This is a genomic window from Methylobacter psychrophilus, assembly GCF_025583945.1.
In the GTDB taxonomy this organism is placed as follows: domain Bacteria; phylum Pseudomonadota; class Gammaproteobacteria; order Methylococcales; family Methylomonadaceae; genus Methylobacter_C; species Methylobacter_C psychrophilus.
Genome location: NZ_JAOEGU010000016.1, coordinates 28,377 through 47,638, shown reverse-complemented (window position 1 = coordinate 47,638; position 19,262 = coordinate 28,377). Strand labels below are relative to the sequence as shown.

Genomic DNA, 19,262 nt, shown 5'->3' with positions numbered 1-19,262 from the left:
TGATTTTTAGGTTTTATTTATATGAAAAACTGATATACTGTCGAATCTAAGTCAGACATTGTGTAAGAACATTTAGTTTTAATACATATTTAGGGAGAAACCATGCTTATATTGACTCGTCGAGTAGGGGAGACTTTAATGATTGGTGATGAGGTTACTGTCACTGTCCTTGGAGTGAAAGGAAATCAGGTTCGTATAGGTGTTAATGCACCAAAAGATGTATCTGTTCATAGAGAAGAAATTTACGAAAGAATTAAAAAAGAACAAGCCGAGTCTGCAAGTTCCAACGATTCCGAAGAGTAAACTGTTTTAGGAGAGATGGCCGAGCGGCTGAAGGCGCTCCCCTGCTAAGGGAGTATGGGCTTTAACTCCCATCGAGGGTTCGAATCCCTCTCTCTCCACCATTTTAAAATGTCATATTTTAAATTAATTATTGACATAAAAGCTTTAAAGAAAGATAATAACTAGCTCAATAAGCGCCCGTAGCTCAGCTGGATAGAGTAATCGGCTACGAACCGATCGGTCGGGAGTTCAAATCTCTCCGGGCGCACCATTGGACTTACCAAGTTTATTCCCCTGTAGCTCAGTTGGTAGAGCGGGTGACTGTTAATCACTAGGTCGGCGGTTCGAGCCCGTCCGGGGGAGCCAAATAAATCAAGGTCTTAGGTAATTTTACCTAAGGCCTTTTTTTTTCGATGGTCACTTTCATGGTCACTTTGATTTGGCTTAAAATAACCTCTAATAAAATTAATTTTTTTAATTCCTCTGCGCAAGGCAAGCAAGATTTGCGTCCAAAATGTTGCAATTACGAATAAATTAGAAGTATCCAATTCCGTTGCCAAACGAATTGATCGAATTAAAATATTAATCTTCAAGTTAATATCAGTAAACGGTAACTCGTAAAAAATAACCTCCATTTATTTTTTCTTACGTTTGAGGTTGATAGCCACATATAGTTTCTCAGATAAAGAATTTCCATGTCATCACCTTGCATGAAGTAGTCATTGCAAAATCCTCGTGCATTTTTTTATAACAAAAATTTACTGGCATCTTGCTGATACATTTTGAAGGTCGTTATAACGGAATCATAAAGATCTTCAAACATTTTAAAATACCTCATGTGCATTGCGCCGCGTTTAGTATTTCCCAAAACTTTTCAATCCATGCACCCTGATAGCGTAGTTCCTTCAACCATTTCATGCCGTTGTGCATAAAGGTTGTCAGCCAATTAAAAAGGGTCTTGATATTCGGCGACAATTACCCTGTACTCTCAGCCAAGCGTCTTTTTGGTCAAGTACGCTTTCGACGTCAAATAAACAATAGCCACTTGCGCTTGAAACGCCTGCTTTTTAAGCCCGTTAGTTTTTTAGCGGTATATTGACTGATTTACTATGTCGTGCTGATAAGTTGGGCTTGTTTAGTCAGATTTCTGCTCATGAAAGCTCTCGCGATGCCCGATCCTCATAAAATTCGGTTACTTTACTAGCTAACCACATCTGGGGGTTTTTTATAACAGGTGGTGGTACATCGCCTGCCTTGCGCATTTTCCAAAACTGTGTGCGAGTAACACCCATCTTTATAAGCATATCGCTTATTTTTAGAAATTCTTTATCTTTTTGAGTTGTCATTTTGTAGCCTATCTAATTAATCAGACCTTATAAACAGAACACAAATTATTCAGTAGATCATTATTTAACTCAGCGCTGTCGACATATTAACAACGCACCTATTAGAGATGCCCATCTCCGGATGTCTCCTTAACGTTTTCAAGGTTCACAAAGAAACCATCATTAGTCACGACATGTACACGATCTGCGGATTGTTATAGTCCAACGACTCAATGTATACCTCCAAGGTTGAGTTCAGGTATTGCAATCCCACCGTTCCAGTGAAGAAATTTAGTTCGGGGGACAAGCCAGGGTCGACAGATAGCACTTGGCTTGGGTAATGGTGCTTGAACTAAGAGACAAAGTGGGGCAGACTGCCGCACTTTAAATCCTAATACAGGCAGTACAGCAGGATTTTTTGTCCAGCAAAGTGCGGCAGCCTGCCGCACTTTCAAATCCTTATTGACCATACCCAGCCAAAACATTAACGTGTTCCCTCATGTTGGCCATGTAACTGCGACCTAAGTGCTGCAATATTTTTTTTGTATTCGTTTTCCTGCAGTTTCGATTTTATTTTCTGTTGGCTTTTTTCCATGAGGGTAAGGCCTTGTTGCGATAAAGCCTGTTTATTGGTTGCGTCAGCTTGTTGCCTTTGCTGTTCACGTTCCCGTAATTGGCGATGTTTAATACCTAAATTTGTTATTGGATAAATACCGTCATCGCGTAATTCCTTGTTCGCCCATGCCAACCATCCAGCCGCGTTATTGATTTTTCGTGGGCTGGAAGGTGCCATTCTCGCGGCGATTTCATCCAGCAAATCTTGATGAAGTTCCTGTGGGCACTTGCGCAATGATTGCCAGGCGATCCATCGTGCATCGCCTGACAGTTCTGTTGGCCAAATCAAGGCAGGATCTATCGGCTGTTTACTGGTTTTTTCGAATCCATACGGTTTTTTATCAAACGACTCAGAATTTGTAGTAGTAGTTTTAATATTATTTATATTACTACTACTACAATCAGTTTTTACCGAGTCTACTTTTTGAGCTGAATTATTAAGTGATTGTATTTTATAGTTTTTATTATCCTTGTCTAAAACTTGAACTGCGGAATTTTCCGAGTTTAACTTTTGAACCCGGTCATTATTTTGTTTATCTATGGAGTCGGCTTGGTTGATAAGTTGGGTATTTGGACTCCAGTCCAGAAACCGGGATATTGTTACGCTCTGTTGATAAGGTATCAGCCCATTGAGCGGATCAGCAGCATCATTCTGGTTCAGTTTTCCACGGATAGCCTCCAGGACTGCGTAGGCAACCCTGCGCACCCGGTGATGACCATGGTTTTTTTCCATATCTTCCAGCGCCTCTATATAGTGGCCATCAAGAACTACGGCTTCCTCTATACTTAATACTTCATCATGAATGGTATAGACATTGCCCTTGAAGCGCCCTGTGGCTTCCTCACGTAGAGCATTACATAGGGTGATCCAGCGAGCGGCACGGAGAATGTGCAAGCATCGGGCAATGGTGCCACGGCTCAAACTTAGCAACCGCCCAATATCATCATAGCTAGGCATGCGGCTTGTACCCTGGGCGGATATATACGTCCTTAGTAACAGATAGACGCATTTATCGGTGGATTGCAGAATAGGATCGAGGATAAGTGCTCGAGGGACGGCATCATGCCAGTTCCCCATGAACAACAAGTTATCGCCAGTTGTATCAAATTGTTGTGCTGCCTGTTGGGCCTCGGTGTCGGCCTTGATACGGTCGCGCAGGCGTTGCCCAAGGGAGGCATTTGATGTTGATTCAGGCATTGAGAAATACCTCACCAATGGTTAAGTTTTAAGAGCTACGAATAAGGGTTGATCAATTCTCTGACAGGCCTGCTGCCAAGTGCTCATTAAGTTCGTAGGGTTGGCGTAATTCCGGTGTCAGGTCTATGCTTGTCTCCATTAGGTCAATAACGGCTAAAATTGCCTTGATCTTGAAGGTCGTTGATGGGTAACCAACCAGCAGGCGATAATTGTCGTTTAGACTATTGTTATGGTTCCAGGTTGACCAGATTAGTTGTTGGTTGGCTTGGATCGGCAATTCAGGCTGGTCAATAGTATTTTCCGTAATATTTAACTGCTGTTGTAACTGAGTGAACTTAGGTTTACTCATGCCGGTTAATTGTGCCATGACCGGAAATGATACGTTGGCCTTGACCATGTCAATGATTACCTGCCGTTCCTTTTTTTTGGGGTTATGGGTATCATCAGCGTCGATAGGGGAATTGGGTACACTATTCATCATTATCTCCTTCAGTGATTTGATAATCGGCCACCTTGGCGATCTGGTCGCGTAGCCGAATTTGTTCAAGCGTAATACATTCAAAAATATCCGATTCCCTGAAGGAAAAACGGATTTGGCGGCTCAGTTGAATCAATTGAAATAACGTCACCAAAGCGTTTTCCGGGAACTTGGTTGTTAAGAAGACGCTGTGACCAAGGTTTGCAAGTGGGGCAGGTGACCCGACCACAGCATAAGCATTTCGCTCTTGGTCTGTCAGGATCAGCTGGGCAAATTTCATATCCTGTGCCAGTTTTACTCGCTCCATGGAGAAGTGTTGTTCAGACAAGCCTATCAAGAGCCAGAATACAAAATACAGCATTTCATCCTGTATTGGCTGCTCAGGAAGATCCAGATAAAAGCCGTAACCTTGTTGCCAAGGTTTTACGGCTAAGGGTAAAGGGAGGTTGCTTGAAATCTGTTGGGCCAGGTCGTAGCAGCGATTGCGTAAAGACATAAGATCGGTCAAATGCAATGGCGTGTTTATTGTCGGGGCTGTTATAAAAGGTAACGGTTGATCCAATCCGTTATCGGAGCCCTCGGCACTTTTTTCGGGTGATTGGTTGGATAAACGATCAAAATTACCCGTTGGTTCTTTTTGAGGGTTTTCATGTCCAGGATTTGTGGGCAGTGCCGGAGTCGTGACTGTCTGGACAGGCTGAACCAGTTTAGCGCTAATCGCAGGTTCAATGGCCAGATCTCCAAGGGCTGAGAATTCACACGGCTCGCTTTCCGAAACGTCAAGCATCAGGGCTTCTACTCGCAGTCGGACATTGCTGAACGGTTGCCCTGTGTTGACCGCGATATGATTGTTCAGTGTGCACTCAAGCGCTTCGAAATCCAGGCATTCACTATCATATTTCAACAGTGTCTGGGCAAACAGAGGCTCAAAAGATTGGGTGCTGTCGAAATTTTCGAGGCATTTACTGTACGCGGCCTCAATTTTGCGTAGCTTCTCGATGGAGAAGCTACCTAGACCGGCTGCCAGAGCGATCGGAATTAAAGGCTCCAAACGCTCTGCGGCGTAATTAAACCGGGTTAATTGCCGGGGCGAGATCGGGTAGCCCAACTGTTTGAGTCGCCGGGAAAATTCCCGGCCAGACAAGGACTGGCCACGTTCATGTTCTAACTGGATCTTGAGGTCGCGTAGCGCCAAGGCTTTGTCAATCAGGGTCATCTCGCCACGTAGTTCATTTTCAATGAGATGCGCGCTCAGAGCTTGGCTATCTGATAGCCAAGGTACCACCAGGCAATGAATATGATAAAAACAATCAAGTGTCAGTTCTGCCCACAACTCCTTGAGGATCAACAGACGGGTATTACCGCCTGCTGCGACCATATAATCGGTATCTTCAGGGCGTTGGGTCACGGTGAGCAGGCTATTTAAACCGCATTTTGCCCGGATAGATGCCTTGATTTCGTTATAAAGAGGATTGATAGTGCGTCGGGGATTGCGATCATAGGGTTTGATCCGATCAATAGTCAGCACTTGATGATGGGTGGTTTGAGCGTCAATGCCGGACCACACGGATTGCTGGCAAAAATATGCGTCAGCTACTGGAACTTTATTATTAGGTGAGTTCATGAATGCAAACCCTTAGGTTATGTTAATCAACGGTATCGAACCCAAATCGGCAGGCTCATGTGATTTGTGTCACCTTTGAACGTCTACGGGGTAAAATATCCCCAGATTCATGGATGGCCACATAACAAGACTGTCCGATACGTTTTTATAATTAATATAATAAGACTTTATTTATACTATCATCAACAAGTTAGCGATGCAAATACTAATACATTTAAACAGGATTTGAAAGCAAACTATGGAATCAGTTTATAGCGTTACCGAGCTGGGGTGTTCTGCCTTGAAGCTTTCCTACCCCGAATGGCTGGTTATTCAGGAGCCGCTGTTTTTTAATTTTGCGGAGGCTCAAGAAGACAAACACTGGTTATTTTTGGATCACGGAAAAGGGTTGTCAGCCTATACCTCGCAAGTGGCTTTAGTCAGGATGGGCGAAAAACTCTATAAATTAACCGGCAAGCAGCGCCAGAAATTATGGTCGTCCGGCAAAGCCGAGCCCCCCGACTTTTTGATGGCCCAGGTTTTTGATCTGACTGAAAAACAGTTTTTGGCTTTAAATGCCGAAGCGAAAAAAAAGCAACTGGAAGAGTTACCTTCAAATGAGATAATCAAAGCTATTTATGTCGAATTAGGTCTGGTTTTCAATTCTGCCAGAATTCAACAGGGGTTTATTAATGAGGCGATTAATATCGCCTTACGAGGCAGGCAGCGAGGCTTGCAGGACAGAAGACAAGCCCAGGAAAAGGAAGACATAGATATGAAAAAGGCCATCCAGTTGTTCGCCACGGAATTAAAGCATATCGATAGCTTAAATCCTAAGGCTGATATTTTTGCTACCGGTGTTTTGGCGGGAGCATTAATCATGATGGGTCTTAATAAACCGATTGATGCATTTTTGGTACGACTCAATGCGCGTCAGGGCGAAATAAAAGAGGGTCTTGACGATCCGATTGAAAGTTTGCTCAAAGCCATTCACAGTCATCGAATGGATCAGCGAACCATGCAGGCCTACATGTCTATTGATCTGTGCAAAAAGACAATACAAGCCATTAGCCTTTGGGAAGAAGGTGCCCAATCAGCTAAATATTGGCGAAAAAGAGATTTAACAGGGATTGACCACAGGTCCTATGTCCGTGAACTCAGACAGCTAAAACAGATTAATGCGCAAAGGGATTTATAAAGAGCTGCTGTTTTGCCTTTTGTTTATCAGTAGTCCCAGTGATGGAAAAGAACCACGAATAGTTGTCGCCTATCCGGTATCCGATACTACGCAAGCGCTAACCTATAGTCACGTCATCGACGGGATAGAAAAAGTGCTTGGCCCTACGGAGTCGCTTGAAGTCCCGGAGGGGTCTGATACGGTTCAAACGCAACTGAATCGTTTCAACCCTGATAAAGTCATTGTCCTCGGGAAAAGAGTGGCTGTAGCTATCAACAAGACCGCTTATCCTAAACCCGTACTGGTGGGTTTGGCGCATTTTACCCCCTCAGAGTATAGCGGAGTGAGTCTGGCGCTTGATAGCCGCAGTTTATGTACCCAGTTATCCCGTTTCTTACCTGCCGTCAAGCGAGTTATTGTCGTTCAACAAGCCGGCCATCAGGCAATTGTCCCCGTAGTTAATGAAACAAGCCCGATACTTGAACTGCGGGAAGGCAGTGACCAATTAGCAACGATTCGTTTACTTGGGCATCTGGTGGGGGAGGAGGCGACGGCTTCGGATGCGGTATTTATCCCGGCAAATCTGCCGATCGACATGCTCTATGAGGTTGCTAAAGTAGCATGGGATAAAAAAATCATACTTCTGTCAACGAATCTGGCGCAATTAGATACCGGAACGCTCATGGGTTTTTACCCTGATGAGCTTGCCTTAGGCGTGCAATTGGGGCAATTGGCTTTGCAGATAAAACCCGGTTACGAAGGCATTAAAGGGATTCGTTTGGCTTTAAACAAGAAAGTTGCCCAGCATCTTGGTATTTACTTTGACCCCATAACACTTGACCTGATTCCGGTAAAGATCAAATGAATTTACCTGCCCCTCTTAATTTACGACAACGTTATAACTTAACGGTTTTTATCGCCATTGCCCTGGCATACTGTCTGATGATTGGTTTGCTGTACAAAGTGATTGATAATTATGCGGACGACTACACCAGTCACTACTGGCAAGATTATACCAAGACCTTCTCGGACGCTGTTAAATACTCGGTAATTATGCGCTCAACCTCAGTTTCCGAAGTATTAACGCACAATTTTGCTGCTGATAAGAATGTTTTGAAAGCCTCTGTTTATAATAGCCAAGACGAGTTGTTGGCAACCTCGGGCGGTAACCAGAATTGCAAGGCAACCCGCATTGGTCTTAACAGGCCGTTGGTTATTGAGAGCTATGACTACTGGTGTTTTTATGCGCCGATTACGCAAGCGACCAACTATTTAGGTCATGTTGAACTCATTATCTCCAAAGCTGATTTAAAGTCTGTCTTCGGGCAGCTTTTATGGGTTTCCGGGTTAATTATTCTGATCTTTACGGCGTTTATTTTTTTTGTGGTCCGCCATTTTTCCGGGTTGTTTACGACGACCTTGGTTGAAATGGCAGTGGTGTTAAAAAATGTCAGTCAGGGTGTGCGTGGAAGCCGGGTTACATTTTCCGGGGCTGCCGATATTGATATGATGCGAGATGTTTTCAACGACATGCTCAGCAAGATTGAGCTGAATGAGCAAGCTTTAGAAGAGCGAGTGGCAGATAGAACCAATGCACTAAAAATAGCGCTCGACAGCAGTCAGGCCGCGAATGTCTACAAGAGTCAAATCATGGCTATGGTGTCACATGAAATGAAAACTCCCTTACATGCGGTGGTCGCCGGCTTGCAATTGTTATATGAACAAGTGCCGCAAGGCCCAAAGCATGAACTCTATAAGGAATATCATACCAAGGCCTTGAATCGCGCCAACGAGTTGAACGGCTATATCGATAATATGTTGCTGCATGGAAAATTAGAAGCAAACCAGTTTGAAGTCGCTCATGCTGTCGTGGCGGTAAAATCCTTGCTGCAAGGGTGTGCCGATAAAGTGGCGCCCTTGCAGGTGCGTAATCGGAACCGTTTAACATTATCCGGCCAGGATGTTTCTGTGGTTGCTGATGCCGAGGTGTTAAGGCATATCGTTAATAATTTATTGAGTAATGCCTGTAAATTTACCCTGGATGGTGATATTACTTTGAGCTGGTGGCTTGAGCCAGCTTTGTTGGTTATTCAGGTGGGCGACACCGGTTGTGGTATACCCGATGAATTTCGCGCCAGGATTTTTGATGCATTTTGGCAGGTAGACATGAGTTTATCGAGGAAATACGGTGGTTACGGTTTGGGACTCGCCATTGTTCGGCAATTTGTCCAGCAACTCGGTGGCGATATTACCGTCGAAACAAATGTCGGTAAAGGCACTCTATTTACGGTTAAAATTCCAAACTCAGCAGATCGGCTTGCTCATCCTCTGTAGGCGTGTCGGGGAAAATCAGCTTGATAGTCTTCACTACCCGTTTGGCCTTGTCGAATTCATTATTGGTCAGGGCATGGTTGAGTAGCCATAACTGGTTTCTCAAAGTTTGATTTTTGGTATCCGTATAGTGAGCTTGGTAAATCAACTTCGCACGGTTAAGAATGGCTTGGCACTGACTTCTTAGATCGGTCAGGTTAAAGGGTTTGCACAAATATTCACTGGCGCCGTTCAGCATCATATTTTGGTTGCGCTCTGGACGGTCATAAGCCGTCATGATAATCACCGGCTGGTTTTTATCAATGGCCATCATGTTAACCAGTACGCCATCGCCTTTAATACCGGGTAACATATAATCCAGCAGTACCAGTTCATGGCGCTTTTTTTTCCACAGTTCAAGTCCCGATTCCCCATCACTGGCAATATCAATAACGTAGCAGTCATTGAGAGCGTTATAGGCAAAAAAGGCGGCATCTTCGTCATCTTCAATAATGAGTAAAGTACGTTTTTCCGGTGGTTTACGTCCACGAACATAGCCGGTGCTTAGGTTGTGTTCATAAGTCGGCGGTAAGACTTGTCCCAATTCCGCCAAAGAAACCACTTTAAAAGCATGCTCCTTGGCCAGTAGCAAGGGTATTTCGGTTTCACAGGTGTCTTTAATCAGGAAAAGCGGGAGTGTGTGCGCGGCTAATTGGGTTGAGTTAATCAGGTTTGCCAAGCGCCAAATATCGGCCCCGTCTATCGAATACTCGGTAATAATAAAATCATGGATATCTTTTTTCAATTCGTTAATCAGGTCATCTACGGTTTCCACAAAGGTCAGGTCTCCTTTGATGTTCGAGAGGGTTAACTGGTCTTGCAGAGCATCTGCTGTTTCAGAATAACTTGAAGCGACGAGTAATTTCATAGGCTTTATAGTCCTGAAAAATTAAGGTTTAACCATGAATGCTGACTTGTTTGAAAAAAATAAAGGCTTGAGTTTCTTAGGTTTATTGAGCATATTAATAATCCTGAATCAATCACCAAGCAACATCATAGAGAGGATGATATCACGGTTGGGTTTGAGGGTAATACTGGCTGCTTCCTTGATGTCGGCATCGGTTTTAACCGTGAATTCCCTTAACAGGGTGACAATGATAATCAGCATTTCCAGTTCAGCAAAATGTCGGCCAATACAATTATGCAAGCCTCCACCAAAAGGAAAAAAAGCGTATTTATGCCGTTCGGTTTCTGTCTTGTTTGAAAAATGCTCCGGATAAAATTCGTTGGGGCGTTCCCAGAGCGTTTCATTGCGATGGGTGGCATACATACTGAGAATAATCGTTGTACCTTTTGTAATATTCTGTCCGCCAATCATAACATCCTGAAGGGCCTGGGTAGCAAGAGCGGTAGTAGGTGGATACAATCTTAAGGTTTCATAAAGTGCCGCTTTTGTATAAACCAGCTTTACCAGGTTCTCCAGGGTTAATGGATCGTCTTTGTAGGCTCTAATTTCATCGGTTATTTTTTTATGCGCAGCATCATGCTTGCCAATCAAGTAAAAGAACCATGACAGTACGTTGATGGTGGTGTCTTGTCCTGCAAAAAACAAGTTAACCGCTTCGTCTTTCAATAGCTCCCTTGTCATAGAATAGTTCGTTTTTTTATCTTTGGCCTGGATAAATAAAGAAATAAGGTCGTGGCCTGGTTGCTCATATTTGCTGTCGATTTCTTGGTTAATAAAAGTGGTGAGTTGATTAACGGCATGTTGGTATGTTCTTTTTTTGTTTGGCATGAGCCACATCAATTTTCCATTACTGATAATTTGGGTTACTAGTTGCGGTAATAAGCCATTACTGATGGTATCTATTGATTTAATCAGCAGATCGTTATTGCTTAGGGTATCCACTGATTTACCCATTAACAGGCGGATAAAGATCCTTTGAATCAATTTCTTGAGCTCACAGGATAGATTGATGTTTTGATCAGTGGTATTTTTTAACTTATTTCTGGTACTGTCTGCTTCATTGATAATGATCTTTTCCCATTCAATGACTGACTCTTTAGTAAACAAGGGTTGCATGATGCGACGCTGATTTGTCCAGATCTCGTTTTTACTGTTGACGAGGCCATCACCAAACAGCGATTTTTTTGCATCATAAAGAAAATCCCTACTCAACAAGCCCTTAGCTTCCTGGCTATAAACCTCCTCAATGTGTTCGGGTTTACTGACAAACAGAAGTCTTTTCTTGAAAAAACGGGCTAAAACCAAATCGCCATAATTTCGGTGAATAGTTGTTAAAGCAGCAAGTGGTCTTCTGATTGATTGCAGTACAGGAATAATGATTGATCGCTCTTTGTGTGGTTGATGTTGCGATTTTAAAATGACCATTTAATTTGCCCCAGTATTGAACGCTCTGTAACCGGGACATCTCCCGGCAATAAAATTGGATTTAAGCTTGGTTCTTTGGCATTTGTGCCAAATAAATTATTAACTCTAAGAATAAGTTCGAGGGGCTTGGCAATCTGGGATGAGAGTGTTAGCCCCGTAATAAAATAGCCGCCAAGATTTGGTCGTGGGTCATTGGCAGGGCGCTTTCTTTCGCCTATCCAATTTAATTGACTGCCAAGAACCCAGTTTTTGGAAAATTCCCAGTTTATTAGCGCTTTTATCATGTGCTCAGGCAGTAACCCGGTATTGTTGCTGTTACTTAAGCCATGATAACTGTAGTTGATAGACAGGTTTACACGTTCATCAAATTTATAGAGGCTTTCAGTTTCCAAGCCAATCCCGTTAATTTTGCCGGCATTGACAAAGCCAACAGGATTTGGTGATACGGCTGTAAATGATGTTAAATTTGAATCGCTGGTTGAGGTAATTAAATTATTAAGCTCAAACCAATAAACGTTTGCCGAGGTCATTAATGCTGGAGACCATTTGTTTTCAACCTGAAACTCTACGGTGTCCATAATTTCTGATTTGATAGTTGCGCCTAGCGTAGCGGGTAGGTTTTTTTCTAAAAACGATGGCGGTCGGAAGGCGCGGCTATAAAGCAGTTTCGCAGTTAAATAAGGATCAATATTCCATACTAAGGATGTGCGTGGACTTATGCCGCCGGAGGCATCCGAGTAATAATCGTATCTCAACCCTGTTGTCAGATAAAAGTCAGTCGCAAAATTCCATTCGTCCTGAAACAAGGCATAAAAATTTGTTCTATTCTTTGATAGTGTTATGGGATCTCTTCCTAAAGCGGATACCTCAGTTAAATCAATTTGCTGAATAAAACCCGGTGTGATGAGATAGTTAATCTTATTGCTTACGTCAGTTACCCAGTTGTAGATAATTCCGGTTCCAAAGATATTGTTATGTTTTTTGAATCCCAGGTAATTAAATTGTGTGGTTAGCCCTGATGTTCCCTGGAAATTTGTTGCCTGGCTTGTTGCACCCTGGGGTAGAAAGCCGCCTAATGTACCCGGGGGTAATAACATAACATCCCAGTTTGTATGTTGACCTAAAAAATAAATTTTGGATTCAAGAGCTAAGTCATTAGTGAGTTTGTTGTTTGCCGAGACGTCCATACTGTATATGTCTACATTATTCGCTCCGGTGGTATCTAACGCGAGTGCTGCGCCTTCGCCAGTTTGAACATTATTAAAGCGTTGGTAACCGGCTCTAAATCTTGTCTGATCTTTAAAGGCTACATCAATTCGAGCATCGATATCTTCTCGGCCATTGTTGGTGAATCCGGGAGCTTTTGACACATGGGTTTTAAACAAGCTGTCCAAAAAAGTTTGGGCGTCACTGTTAATTCTTCCTTGATTACCTTGGGTTGTTCCGTCTTGAAAGGAAAATGCGTATTCCCAATCACCTTTTTTATTGCCGTATTCTGCCCAGCCTTCGTAAGTATCTTGATTGCCAACGAAGCCGCCGACATCACCTCCTTGTAGTTCTTTTCCGGTTTTAAGGACAACATTAATTACTCCAGTGGTTGCATCGCCACCGTACAGCATAGAACCTGGCCCCCTTATTACTTCTATATGAGAAATGTTTTTTACAGGCATTGTCCAGTCTGAGGGCTTACCGCCAATTGCTGTATTTCTTTGGGGAATGCCGTTTATTAAGAGAAGAATTTGAGCGTTTGTTTCAGAATAAATGCCGCGAAAGCCAATTACGCTATTGCCGCTCCTGGCAGTGCCAACATGCACGCCGGGTAGATATTCCAGAACATCTAACAAACGTCGGGCTCCAATGCGGTCAATGTCCTTGCTGGTTATGATGGAGGTGACGCTGGGACTGAGGTTTTGTGGTACGGGGTGACCTGCTGCAATGGATTGCATTTCCTCTGAGCCGTAAATTAAATCAAGATCGTCCTTCTCAGATTCTTCTGCGCGGGCATTTTGAGACAAGACAACGAGTAAAATAAAACAACGAGGTATTCGAAACATCTCGGTAATTGAATTCATTATTGATGCTCTGTTAATAACAAGACAAAAGATTTGAGATCTGAGTGTAATAATTAATTATTTTTCTTAAATTTTCCTTAAATCACCCATTTATGGAAGCTTTACTGATTATTTTCTGTAGTGCTTATAAAAATTTTATTTACACGGTAACGCAGGGTAAAAAAATCTTATTTTTGCTCCGTTTTAAGTGGGTAACCTGTATCATAAAGATATTAAAAATAAGACGGCTAGTTGTGACTTATTTGATTTAGTTAAAGCTTAAATCAATGTGTCAATTAATTTAGCTGCTAAACAAATTATAATTATAATTTTCATGTCTAATCAAGTATATAGTCAAATTTTCTTTACCAACATCTTGCGCTTACTCGAAGAAAAACACTGGACAAAGGAACAATTAGCGGCAGCCTCTGGTGTTTCGTCGGGATTCATATCGGGCATTACCAATGGACGCTACAATCCATCACTACGTATCATGGAGCAATTGGCCGACGCACTGGATACGCCATTGCCTGTGTTGCTGGAAACAACAGATCTTGATACTAAATCTTTGGCATTATTAATCGGCAATAAAGGTACGGGCTTACCGGAAGGGTATAAGCGAGTTTCCGCCGTATTACTGGAACATCAAGCCTATATCGTCAATAAATGGGCCGAAGAAGCTCGAAAGCAGCTTAATAAAGCGAAGTTGTAACGTTCTCTGATAAATCAGGTTATTTGTTAAGAGATATTTTTGCTTGTTTTTTAAAAAAATATTTAATATATTACAGTTATGAGATAAACTAAAAGTTACTTGAATGGACCGGATTAATTAATCATGTCTCTCGATGAAGCTAACTATTCAATTAAGGAAAGAGCGAAAGCCAAACTGGTCCGTGACTTAGGTCCGCTGATCATTGATGCCTTGAACGATCCAAAAACCGTCGAAATTATGCTGAATGCTGATGGTAATTTGTGGCAAGAAAGGCTTGGCGAAAAAATGCGCTGTCTTGGAACGCTCTCTGCAAATCGTGGCGAAGCCATTATAAAGACCATAGCGGGCTATCATGGCAAAGAAGTTACCCGGCTCAAACCCTTATTGGAAGGAGAATTGCCGTTAGATGGATCACGCTTTGCAGGACAACTGCCCCCCGTCGTTATTGCCCCAACTTTCTCGCTGCGTAAGAAAGCAATTGCCATCTTTACCTTAAATCACTATGTAGAAGCCGACATTATGACGGCCACCCAGCATGAGATAATGCTATCGGCAATAAAATCACACAGAAATATACTGGTTATTGGTGGCACAGGTTCCGGTAAGACCACACTGGTAAACGCAATCATTAATGAAATGGTTGAATTTGATCCCAGCGAACGAATATTCATTATTGAAGACACCGGAGAAATCCAGTGTGCGGCGATAAACTGTGTCCAGTACCACACGAGTCTGGAAGTTAGCATGACAATGTTGCTAAAAACTACCTTACGTATGCGTCCAGACCGTATCTTGGTAGGGGAGGTTCGCGGACCTGAAGCACTTGACTTGCTTATGGCTTGGAACACCGGTCACGAAGGTGGTGCGGCAACGCTACATGCCAATAATGCCAAGTCCGGACTCGATCGTCTATCCCTATTGATCAGTATGCATCCCGACTCACCCAAACCCATAGAACCGTTGATTGGCGAGGCGGTTCATATTGTTGTACATATCGCCAGAACTAATGAAGGCCGTCGAGTACAAGAGATTATTGAGGTTTCAGGCTACCAGGATGGTCAATACTTAATCAAAACCCTTTAGTACCTTAGGAGTCATCCCATGCAATTAAATAAAACCCAAAACTTTGCACTATTCCTAGTGTTGGCATTTGCCTGTCTTGCACCTGAATCCGTGTATGCAACCGGTACCACTGGCGGCTTGCCGTATGAAGCATGGTTGACCAGTTTGCAAAATTCAGTCACCGGTCCTGTCGCTTTCGGTTTGTCTATCATCGGTATCGTTATAGCCGGTGGTGTATTGATTTTCGGAGGGGATCTTAATGGTTTCTTTCGCACGCTGATATTTTTAGTTCTGGTTATGGCGCTGTTAGTTGGTGCCAATAACGTAATGTCCTCGTTCTTCGGGGCAGGCGCTGAAGTCGCATTTTATGATGCAATGCCACCCACGGTATTTCCAGATTCCATCAATCAAGAAGGTGTCGCGTAAATGGCGCTTCGAACAATGCCTATCAGAAGAGCGGGCAACCGAGATAATCTATTTATGGGAGGAGATCGTGAGCTAGTGATGTTTTCCGGTCTGCTTGCGTTCGCGCTGACCTTCAGCGCACAAGAACTGAGGGCAACGCTGATCGGGCTCTTACTCTGGTCAGGGGCGCTTTATGTCTTCCGCCTCATGGGTAAAGCTGATCCAAAAATGCGCTTTGTGTATCTACGCCATCGTCTGTACCGGAAGTATTACCCTGCACGTAGCACGCCCTTTCGTATCAACACCAAAAGCCAAGGGAATCAATATCAATGATTACAACTATTACACTGGCCATAGCGGCTCTTGGGATCGTGCTACTGGGGTTATTCATCCGTCTGATTATGGCCGCTGGCAATGCCTATAAATTGAGCAAACACCGATCAAAAGATGCCAGCGTTGCCGATTTACTCAATTATGCCGCTGTCGTCGATGATGGCATCATTGTCGGTAAAAACGGTTCGTTTATGGCGGGCTGGGTTTACCAGGGTGATGATAACGCCAGCAGTACCGATAAACAGAGAGAAGCCGTCTCTTTTCGAATTAACCAAGCATTATCCGGGCTTGGAAATGGTTGGATGATTCATGTCGATGCAGTGCGGCGACCGGCCCCGGCCTATCCGGAAAAAGGCCTGTCCAAATTCCCCGATGCCATTACTTCAGCAATTGATGAAGAAAGACGCCAATTATTCGAGCGCATGAGCACGATGTACGAAGGTTACTTTGTTTTGACTGTCACCTATTTTCCACCGTTACTCGCACAGCAGCAATTTGTTGAACTGATGTTCGATGACGATCAAAAAGTCCGGGACAGTAAAATCAAAACCAAAAATCTGCTGGAGTTATTTAAGCGCGAATGTAGCAACATTGAATCACGGTTGTCCTCGGCTATTAGTCTCAAACGGATGCAAGGCCAAAAAATAACGAATGAAGACGGTACGATAGTCACCCATGATGACCTGTTAAGTTGGATACAATTTTGTCTCACCGGTTTAAGCCATCCCGTACAGTTACCGACCAATCCGATTTATTTGGACGGTTATCTGGGCGGGCAGGAACTATGGGGTGGGGTGGTGCCAAAAATTGGCAAGCAGTTTATCCAGGTCGTGGCGATTGAAGGCTTTCCGCTGGAATCAACCCCCGGCATTTTATCGGCTCTGGCTGAATTGCCCATCACCTACCGTTGGTCAAGTCGGTTTATTTTTCTTGATGCACCGGAGGCCATCAAACAGTTAGATGCCTTTCGTAAAAAATGGCGCCAAAAAATACGCGGTATTTTTGATCAGATGTTCAATACTAATACCGGGCCTGTTGATGAAGATGCGGTGTCCATGGTTGCCGATGCCCAAGCTGCGATTGCTGAAGTCAATAGCGGGATGGTCGCTCAAGGTTATTACACCAGTGTCGTGGTGTTAATGGACGAAGATCGAAAAAAACTGGAAGCGTCGGCTCGACAAGTCGAAAAAGCGATAAACCGCCTTGGTTTTGCTGCCCGTATCGAAACTATTAATACCATGGATGCCTACTTTGGCAGTTTACCTGCGCACGGTGTCGAAAATGTCCGGCGCCCGCTGATTAATACCCTGAATTTGGCCGATTTGCTGCCGACCAGCACGATTTGGACGGGCGATGCACAGGCGCCGTGCCCATTGTATCCAATGCATTCCCAGGCGTTAATGCATTGCGTCACCCAAGGCTCAACGCCGTTCAGGCTTAATTTACATCAGGGCGATGTCGGTCATAGCTTTATCTTTGGGCCGACTGGTGCGGGTAAATCAACGCATCTTGGCATTATCGCGGCTCAGCTTCGCCGCTATGAAGGTATGTCGATCTTCGCCTTTGATAAGGGCATGTCGATGTTTCCACTGGCTGCGGCCATTAATGCCAAGACCCAAGGCAACAGTGGTAAGCATTTCACCATTGCAGCTGACGATGACCAATTGGCTTTTTGTCCTTTACAATTTCTTGAAACCAAGGGTGACCGTGCTTGGGCAATGGAGTGGCTAGATACCTTATTGGCATTAAACGGTTTGAATACCTCAGCAGAGCAACGTAATGAAATCGGTAACGCCATCATGGGCTTATACCACGCAAAAGCCCATACTCTGTCCGCATTTTATCTGGAGATTCAAGACACCTCGATTCGTGAGGTCATCCGTCCGTACACCGTAGATGGTGCTATGGGACATTTATTGGATGCAGAGAAAGACGGTCTGTTACTGTCGGATTTTACCGTTTTCGAAATCGAAGAACTGATGAATCTGGGTGAGAAATTTGCCTTGCCGGTACTGCTGTATCTATTCCGGCGTATTGAGCGATCGTTATACGGCCAACCTGCCGCTATTATTCTTGACGAAGCCTGGTTGATGCTCGCTCACCCCGCATTTCGCGCAAAAATCAGGGAATGGTTGAAAGTATTGCGTAAAGCTAATTGTCTGGTACTCATGGCAACGCAAAGCCTATCGGATGCCAGTAACTCGGGGATCTTGGATGTCATCCTCGAAGCGACGGCGACCAAGATATTTTTGCCCAACATCTATGCTCGCGATGAGGATACTGCTGCGCTTTACCGGCGTATGGGCCTGAATATACGGCAAATCGATATTTTGGCGACCGCCGTGCCTAAACGTGAGTATTACTACGTATCGGCATCCGGTCGCCGTCTCTATGATTTGGCGCTAGGACCTCTGGCTCTGGCATTTGTCGGTGCATCCGATAAAAAGTCAATTACTCACATCAAGTACTTAATGAGTCAATATGGCGATCAATGGCCTGATCATTGGTTATCACTAAAAGGCTTACAGTTCGATGATTACCAGGAGCAACAACATGCTTTTTAAAAAAAAATCACTTACCGAAGATCCCAGAAAATCCACTAAATTACTCGAAGGCGGTCGCCGCATTGGTGAGAGCGATAACCCTTATCTATCAGCCCGTCGCACTTGGAACGATCATACGCGCGGTATTGTCGCCTCAAGACAAGTATGGCAAATCTTCGGGATTCTATCGCTGTTGATAGCTCTCGGCGGTATTGGTGGCATGATTTATATCGGCAGTCAGTCCAAGTTTATTCCTTACGTCATTGAAGTTGATAAACTTGGGCAAACGATGGCTGTAGCTCCCGTAGATAAAGCCAGTAAAGTGGATCCGCGCATCATTCGGGCAGTACTGGCTGCCTTCATAGCCGATGCGAGAACAGTGACGCCCGATATGGCGCTGCAACGTAAGGCCGTGTTCTCGGTTTATGCTTTGTTAAATCCGAATGATCCGGCAACGCAAAAAATGAACGATTGGCTGAATGGCACCGCAGACTCCAGTCCGTTTAAACGCGCGGAAACTGAAATGGTTGCCATTGATATAGGTACGGTGTTGCCGCAAACCCCGGAAACATGGCAAGTCGATTGGCTTGAGACCATCCGAGACCGTCAAGGGCTTGTGAAAGGTCAGCCGACCCACATGCGGGCGCTGGTTACCGTCTACATCGTTGAACCCACAGCCACTACAACAGAAGATAAGTTGCACAAAAATCCCATCGGTCTTTACGTGCGCGATTTCTCTTGGTCGAAACAACAACAGTTTTAAAAGGGGCAAAATC

General features: G+C 44.0%; 18 protein-coding genes and 3 tRNA genes. 13 read left to right on the top strand and 8 right to left on the bottom strand.

Annotated elements, in window-relative coordinates:
* The first annotated feature begins 102 nt into the window (after nt 1–102).
* From csrA to N7974_RS09860, 4 genes are all read left to right on the top strand, one after another.
* Nucleotides 103–303 carry a carbon storage regulator CsrA gene (gene csrA, locus N7974_RS09875; RefSeq protein ID WP_262965452.1) on the top strand — a complete coding sequence of 67 codons (201 nt, stop codon included), beginning with the start codon at nt 103–105 and terminating at the stop codon, nt 301–303.
* 9 nt (nt 304–312) lie between these two features.
* Nucleotides 313–404: transfer RNA gene (locus tag N7974_RS09870), tRNA-Ser, on the top strand.
* A 72-nt stretch (nt 405–476) separates the two neighbouring features.
* Nucleotides 477–553, top strand: a tRNA-Arg gene (locus tag N7974_RS09865).
* Between the two features lie 19 nt (nt 554–572).
* Nucleotides 573–648: transfer RNA gene (locus N7974_RS09860), tRNA-Asn, on the top strand.
* Between the two features lie 14 nt (nt 649–662).
* Here N7974_RS09860 and N7974_RS09855 read toward each other — a convergent pair.
* From N7974_RS09855 to N7974_RS09835, 5 genes are all read right to left on the bottom strand, one after another.
* Entirely contained in the window at nt 663–917 is a 255-nt protein-coding gene (locus N7974_RS09855; protein WP_262965451.1) for a hypothetical protein, read from the bottom strand.
* A 516-nt stretch (nt 918–1,433) separates the two neighbouring features.
* A complete protein-coding gene (locus tag N7974_RS09850) occupies nt 1,434–1,628 on the bottom strand; it encodes a hypothetical protein (protein WP_262965450.1) in 195 nt (64 codons plus the stop codon).
* A gap of 463 nt (nt 1,629–2,091) precedes the next feature.
* Complete coding sequence (locus N7974_RS09845; protein ID WP_262965449.1) at nt 2,092–3,420, bottom strand: STY4528 family pathogenicity island replication protein; 1,329 nt, start codon at nt 3,418–3,420, stop codon at nt 2,092–2,094.
* A gap of 52 nt (nt 3,421–3,472) precedes the next feature.
* Nucleotides 3,473–3,901: a hypothetical protein gene (locus N7974_RS09840; protein WP_262965448.1), complete on the bottom strand. Its 429-nt coding sequence runs from the start codon at nt 3,899–3,901 to the stop codon at nt 3,473–3,475.
* Complete coding sequence (locus N7974_RS09835; protein WP_262965447.1) at nt 3,891–5,522, bottom strand: ParB family protein; 1,632 nt, start codon at nt 5,520–5,522, stop codon at nt 3,891–3,893. Before N7974_RS09835 ends, N7974_RS09840 begins: the two co-directional genes overlap by 11 nt.
* Before the next feature lie 238 nt (nt 5,523–5,760).
* Here N7974_RS09835 and N7974_RS09830 point away from each other — a divergent pair, with 238 nt between their 5' ends.
* Genes N7974_RS09830 through N7974_RS09820 form a run of 3 tightly spaced genes read left to right on the top strand, consistent with a single transcriptional unit; the run spans nt 5,761 to nt 9,012 of the window.
* On the top strand, nt 5,761–6,699 hold the full coding sequence (locus N7974_RS09830; RefSeq protein WP_262965446.1) for a hypothetical protein: 939 nt from the start codon (nt 5,761–5,763) through the stop codon (nt 6,697–6,699).
* A complete protein-coding gene (locus tag N7974_RS09825) occupies nt 6,680–7,543 on the top strand; it encodes a type 1 periplasmic-binding domain-containing protein (RefSeq protein ID WP_262965445.1) in 864 nt (287 codons plus the stop codon). Before N7974_RS09830 ends, N7974_RS09825 begins: the two co-directional genes overlap by 20 nt.
* Nucleotides 7,540–9,012, top strand: coding sequence for an ATP-binding protein (locus N7974_RS09820; RefSeq protein ID WP_262965444.1), 1,473 nt, complete (start codon nt 7,540–7,542; stop codon nt 9,010–9,012). Before N7974_RS09825 ends, N7974_RS09820 begins: the two co-directional genes overlap by 4 nt.
* Here N7974_RS09820 and N7974_RS09815 read toward each other — a convergent pair.
* From N7974_RS09815 to N7974_RS09805, 3 genes are all read right to left on the bottom strand, one after another.
* Nucleotides 8,969–9,916: a response regulator transcription factor gene (locus tag N7974_RS09815; RefSeq protein ID WP_262965443.1), complete on the bottom strand. Its 948-nt coding sequence runs from the start codon at nt 9,914–9,916 to the stop codon at nt 8,969–8,971. The genes N7974_RS09820 and N7974_RS09815 overlap by 44 nt on opposite strands.
* 108 nt (nt 9,917–10,024) lie before the next feature.
* Complete coding sequence (locus N7974_RS09810; protein ID WP_262965442.1) at nt 10,025–11,380, bottom strand: cytochrome P450; 1,356 nt, start codon at nt 11,378–11,380, stop codon at nt 10,025–10,027.
* Nucleotides 11,368–13,452, bottom strand: coding sequence for a TonB-dependent receptor plug domain-containing protein (locus tag N7974_RS09805; RefSeq protein ID WP_262965441.1), 2,085 nt, complete (start codon nt 13,450–13,452; stop codon nt 11,368–11,370). Before N7974_RS09805 ends, N7974_RS09810 begins: the two co-directional genes overlap by 13 nt.
* A gap of 313 nt (nt 13,453–13,765) precedes the next feature.
* Between N7974_RS09805 and N7974_RS09800 the strand changes: the two genes are divergently transcribed.
* From N7974_RS09800 to N7974_RS09775, 6 genes are all read left to right on the top strand, one after another.
* The gene (locus N7974_RS09800) at nt 13,766–14,143 is read left to right on the top strand and encodes a helix-turn-helix domain-containing protein (RefSeq protein WP_262965440.1); all 378 of its coding nucleotides are present in this window, start codon (nt 13,766–13,768) and stop codon (nt 14,141–14,143) included.
* A gap of 123 nt (nt 14,144–14,266) precedes the next feature.
* Nucleotides 14,267–15,226 carry a P-type conjugative transfer ATPase TrbB gene (gene trbB / locus N7974_RS09795; protein WP_262965439.1) on the top strand — a complete coding sequence of 320 codons (960 nt, stop codon included), beginning with the start codon at nt 14,267–14,269 and terminating at the stop codon, nt 15,224–15,226.
* Nucleotides 15,227–15,244: 18 nt separating this feature from the next.
* Complete coding sequence (locus N7974_RS09790) at nt 15,245–15,631, top strand: TrbC/VirB2 family protein (RefSeq protein ID WP_262965438.1); 387 nt, start codon at nt 15,245–15,247, stop codon at nt 15,629–15,631.
* Nucleotides 15,632–15,943: a conjugal transfer protein TrbD gene (locus N7974_RS09785; protein ID WP_262965437.1), complete on the top strand. Its 312-nt coding sequence runs from the start codon at nt 15,632–15,634 to the stop codon at nt 15,941–15,943.
* Nucleotides 15,940–18,507, top strand: a complete 2,568-nt coding sequence (locus N7974_RS09780; RefSeq protein WP_262965436.1) for a VirB4 family type IV secretion/conjugal transfer ATPase — start codon at nt 15,940–15,942, stop codon at nt 18,505–18,507. The genes N7974_RS09785 and N7974_RS09780 overlap by 4 nt, the downstream gene beginning before the upstream one ends.
* On the top strand, nt 18,476–19,249 hold the full coding sequence (locus tag N7974_RS09775; protein ID WP_262965435.1) for a VirB8/TrbF family protein: 774 nt from the start codon (nt 18,476–18,478) through the stop codon (nt 19,247–19,249). Before N7974_RS09780 ends, N7974_RS09775 begins: the two co-directional genes overlap by 32 nt.
* Nucleotides 19,250–19,262 lie beyond the last annotated feature (13 nt).

Excerpts from the sequence above, each read along its gene's own strand:
- csrA (WP_262965452.1), top strand. The coding sequence starts at position 103 with ATGCTTATATTGACTCGTCGAGTAGGGGAGACTTTAATGATTGGTGAT.
- N7974_RS09855 (WP_262965451.1), bottom strand. The coding sequence starts at position 917 with ATGGAGGTTATTTTTTACGAGTTACCGTTTACTGATATTAACTTGAAG.
- N7974_RS09850 (WP_262965450.1), bottom strand. The coding sequence starts at position 1,628 with ATGACAACTCAAAAAGATAAAGAATTTCTAAAAATAAGCGATATGCTT.
- N7974_RS09845 (WP_262965449.1), bottom strand. The coding sequence starts at position 3,420 with ATGCCTGAATCAACATCAAATGCCTCCCTTGGGCAACGCCTGCGCGAC.
- N7974_RS09840 (WP_262965448.1), bottom strand. The coding sequence starts at position 3,901 with ATGATGAATAGTGTACCCAATTCCCCTATCGACGCTGATGATACCCAT.
- N7974_RS09835 (WP_262965447.1), bottom strand. The coding sequence starts at position 5,522 with ATGAACTCACCTAATAATAAAGTTCCAGTAGCTGACGCATATTTTTGC.
- N7974_RS09830 (WP_262965446.1), top strand. The coding sequence starts at position 5,761 with ATGGAATCAGTTTATAGCGTTACCGAGCTGGGGTGTTCTGCCTTGAAG.
- N7974_RS09825 (WP_262965445.1), top strand. The coding sequence starts at position 6,680 with ATGCGCAAAGGGATTTATAAAGAGCTGCTGTTTTGCCTTTTGTTTATC.
- N7974_RS09820 (WP_262965444.1), top strand. The coding sequence starts at position 7,540 with ATGAATTTACCTGCCCCTCTTAATTTACGACAACGTTATAACTTAACG.
- N7974_RS09815 (WP_262965443.1), bottom strand. The coding sequence starts at position 9,916 with ATGAAATTACTCGTCGCTTCAAGTTATTCTGAAACAGCAGATGCTCTG.
- N7974_RS09810 (WP_262965442.1), bottom strand. The coding sequence starts at position 11,380 with ATGGTCATTTTAAAATCGCAACATCAACCACACAAAGAGCGATCAATC.
- N7974_RS09805 (WP_262965441.1), bottom strand. The coding sequence starts at position 13,452 with ATGAATTCAATTACCGAGATGTTTCGAATACCTCGTTGTTTTATTTTA.
- N7974_RS09800 (WP_262965440.1), top strand. The coding sequence starts at position 13,766 with ATGTCTAATCAAGTATATAGTCAAATTTTCTTTACCAACATCTTGCGC.
- trbB (WP_262965439.1), top strand. The coding sequence starts at position 14,267 with ATGTCTCTCGATGAAGCTAACTATTCAATTAAGGAAAGAGCGAAAGCC.
- N7974_RS09790 (WP_262965438.1), top strand. The coding sequence starts at position 15,245 with ATGCAATTAAATAAAACCCAAAACTTTGCACTATTCCTAGTGTTGGCA.
- N7974_RS09785 (WP_262965437.1), top strand. The coding sequence starts at position 15,632 with ATGGCGCTTCGAACAATGCCTATCAGAAGAGCGGGCAACCGAGATAAT.
- N7974_RS09780 (WP_262965436.1), top strand. The coding sequence starts at position 15,940 with ATGATTACAACTATTACACTGGCCATAGCGGCTCTTGGGATCGTGCTA.
- N7974_RS09775 (WP_262965435.1), top strand. The coding sequence starts at position 18,476 with ATGATTACCAGGAGCAACAACATGCTTTTTAAAAAAAAATCACTTACC.